Annotated in this window: 2 protein-coding genes and 2 pseudogenes; 1 reads left to right on the forward strand and 3 read right to left on the reverse strand. The window is 66.8% G+C overall.

Annotated elements, in window-relative coordinates:
• Positions 1-411: 411 nt before the first annotated feature.
• Together ABZZ74_RS53345 and ABZZ74_RS53350 are read right to left on the reverse strand one after the other, a co-directional pair.
• Positions 412-594 (reverse strand): hypothetical protein, encoded by a 183-nt coding sequence (locus tag ABZZ74_RS53345; RefSeq protein ID WP_356951337.1) that lies wholly within the window; start codon positions 592-594, stop codon positions 412-414.
• A gap of 123 nt (positions 595-717) precedes the next feature.
• Positions 718-1,002 (reverse strand): hypothetical protein, encoded by a 285-nt coding sequence (locus ABZZ74_RS53350; RefSeq protein ID WP_356951338.1) that lies wholly within the window; start codon positions 1,000-1,002, stop codon positions 718-720.
• A gap of 1,107 nt (positions 1,003-2,109) precedes the next feature.
• Here ABZZ74_RS53350 and ABZZ74_RS53355 point away from each other — a divergent pair.
• Positions 2,110-2,352: pseudogene (locus ABZZ74_RS53355) on the forward strand (transposase family protein); the annotation flags it as partial.
• 320 nt (positions 2,353-2,672) lie between these two features.
• On the opposite strand, the pseudogene ABZZ74_RS53360 reads toward ABZZ74_RS53355, so the two are convergent.
• Positions 2,673-2,840 (reverse strand): annotated as a pseudogene (locus ABZZ74_RS53360) (transposase); the annotation flags it as partial.
• Positions 2,841-3,113 lie beyond the last annotated feature (273 nt).

Genomic DNA, 3,113 nt, shown 5'->3' on the forward strand with positions numbered 1-3,113 from the left:
CAACGTCCGCTCCGACGCGAGCGACAACGACTCCATCACGGGCACACACATGGCAGACTGACGATTCACCGAAGCTCCGTAGGCACAGGGCGACTCGAGAGGTCACCCCGCTCAACCGAGGTTCGGTCTTCCACGTCACGGACCGCTCACCTGCGGAAACGTCTCAATCCCGGACCTTGCGTCAGCCCTGCCCGGGGCACCACAGCCAACCAACGCCTGGCTCCCTGTGGAGCCTCGGGCCGTATGCCCCGAATATCGCCCGTCTGGCAGTCCCATAACTGTCCGGTGGGCGTTTCCAGCGAGTGGCCCGGAAGACCTGAACCCTTCCGGGCCACTCCCGGAAGGCACGGGCTCAGCAGCCCGGTACCAAGTGACGGTAGACCAAGGTCACCGACATCACCTTGAGATCAATCAAGGTGGGCGGCACCCCCTCACCGGGATGCCGCCCGCCGCTGTGGGGCCGAACTCGGGCTTCGCGGCCCGTTCCCGCTCCTTCTTCCGCCGGTTGACGACCGTGGCGGACCGTCCGGCGAACTCGCCGATGCGGCGCTGGGTCCATTCCTGGGTGAGGCCGTAGTCGATACGGGCGGTCATCTGGGAGCCGGTGAGGAGTTCGGGCGCGCAGTCACTCCCGGGCTACATGCAGGACTTTCCGGTCACCCGCTTGCTCCCGCTCCCACAGGAACGACGGAGCCCTCGGCAATCACCAGCGACGATTTACAAACACGGGATCCTAACCCAAGCCGCCCACAGCGTCCCACCCGCGATCTTATAGACGTTGGTGTCGGCATGTCCCTGGGTAAAGCCCGACTGGCACTGGGATGCCGCGTCGCGAAAGGCGTTACCCAATGCCGTGTCGCTGCTGTCCCGATCTTCGCCGGTGCCCAGGACCACCGTACCCGACGGCTTGTCCCCTGCGGCGAACGCAGCGCCATTGGTTGCAAACAGCGAGCCGCCAACGATGGCAGTCGCCACCAGAGCCTTTGCTGCCAGATTCGTCATGACTGACGCTCCTTTTCAGACCTGCTTCACTCGATCTTGAAAGCCGGGATCTTGCGGGCGAGGGTCAAGCCGTGGAAAGCCTTCCGGCCTCCTCACTGAGGGAACTCATCCCTAGCTAGCCAAGAACCAGTTTTCCCACCCGGGCGGCCGACGATAGAGGCATCCGACCCGGACCAACCTCACAGGCCTTCCGCAGAGTTGTGGCGGAACGTCCGGTGAATTCGCCAGATACGGCGAATTCACCGTTATCCAGCGCGGCGCCCATTCCCCGGGCGCCGCGCGCCCAGCAACACCGCCGAACACCTGCCCGCCATCCCGGCCGCCACCGAGGGCCCCGCACGCGCACCCGCCTCCCCGGACGCCGCGCCCTGGGTGCCGGCCCCGGGACCGCCAGGGGGCTGCGACCACGACGGTGACCGACGCGGTGACACGGACTGGCACGGCCGGACAAGCGGGCGCGCCGGCGCCCCGTCCGTCTCAGGTGCCCTGCGGACGCCGGGCGCTTCGAGGCCGCGAGCTGCGCCAGCTGACCCAACACCAGCAGGCGGGGCCGCCACAGAACTGCGGGAATCAGCGCGCAGCGAGCACGAAGTGCGGGTCGTATGACTCTGTTGAGTGAGGAGCCCAAGGGTGATCATGGGGGGGAACCACAGCGTGCGGGAAACATGGGAAACACGCGATTGGTCAACTCGTGTGTTGCTGTGGTGCACATACGGCCCGGGGCACACCCCCGTGGCCTCGGGCCGTATGCCCCGAATATCGCCCTCTGGCAGTCCCATAACTGTCCGGTGGGCGTTTCAGCGAGTGGCCCGGAGAGCGCACCCTCCGGGCCACTCCCGGAAGGCACGGGCTCAGCAGCAGGGCGCGTGCGTTCTCACGCGGCGAGATGAGTAACTCCTGGGTGGAGGTGCTCTGATGGTCTGCTTGTCCGTACTTGGATGCGACGAACGCGACCCCTGATGATCAAGGTTCTCGAAGCCTTTGATCACGAACAGGGGTCGCGTTCGCGTGCCAGCCTCCCTGATCGACGTTCTCCAGCGCCACCGCGAGGACGCCGACCTGCTGCACCTGCCTGCCGAGCTGTCCGAACTCGCCGCTCTGTCGGAGGTGTTGGACCGGCTTCCCGATCCACGACGGGTGCGGGGGCGCCGCTACCGGCTGGGGTCACTGCTCGCCCTGTGTCTGCTCGCGGTGCTCGGCGGTGCCACCACGCTGGCCGGCATCGCCCGCTATGCCATCGATACCTCTCCCGAGGCGCGGGCGAGGATCGGGCTGCGCCGTCCGCCACGCGCCACCACGCTGGGCCGCCTGCTGTCACGTCTGGACGGCGACGCCCTCGATGACGCCGTGGGCGCCTGGCTGGCCCGGCACGCGAATGAAATCCCTGCTTTCGTCCCACTGTTGGAACGGCTCGACCTGCACGGATGCGTTGTCACCGCCGACGCGATGCAACACCCAGACCGGTCATGCCGAGCACGTCATCGCCCGGGGCGGGCACTACATCCTGGTCGTCAAGGGCAACCAGCACAAGCTCCGCCGACAGCTGCGACATCTGCCCTGGCGCGAGGTCCCGCTGCAGCACCGCACCCGCGAACAGGGCCCATGGCCGACGCGAGATCCGCCGGCTCAAGGTCTGCACCGTCCAGCCCGGCCTCCTCTTCCCTCACGCCGTACAGTGCTCCGTGCCCGCGCCGGTGCTCGGGTGCCAGCGACAACTCAACCAGCGTCTTGACCGGCCCGTCCGTGCACAGCAGCGCGTCGGTCAGCTCGAATAGCGCATCAGCGCGGGCAGGCAGACAGGCATAGAAGTCGGTCCGGAACCGGGACAGCACGGTCAGGGACTCGACGTGGGCGGCATCGTCCAGCAGACTCACCCTCACGGCCTTTGTTGTGATCAACGTCGACTTCAGCGAGAAGACATGATCACGCAAAGGCCGCTCTGCTGTCTGCGGAACGACGAAGCCCGTGGTCAGCTCAACAAGCTGACCACGGGCGGACCTTAAACGCCAAGCTTAGCCTCGATTCTTCAGCGGGTTTCGGTCGCTGATCAGTGCGGCTGTTCGCCCGTAATGTCCTCCGCCGTTGAAGGACGGGCCGTCGCGTGACGCCGC

It is taken from the genome of Streptomyces sp. NPDC006476, from assembly GCF_040612015.1.
In the GTDB taxonomy this organism is placed as follows: domain Bacteria; phylum Actinomycetota; class Actinomycetes; order Streptomycetales; family Streptomycetaceae; genus Streptomyces; species Streptomyces griseorubiginosus_B.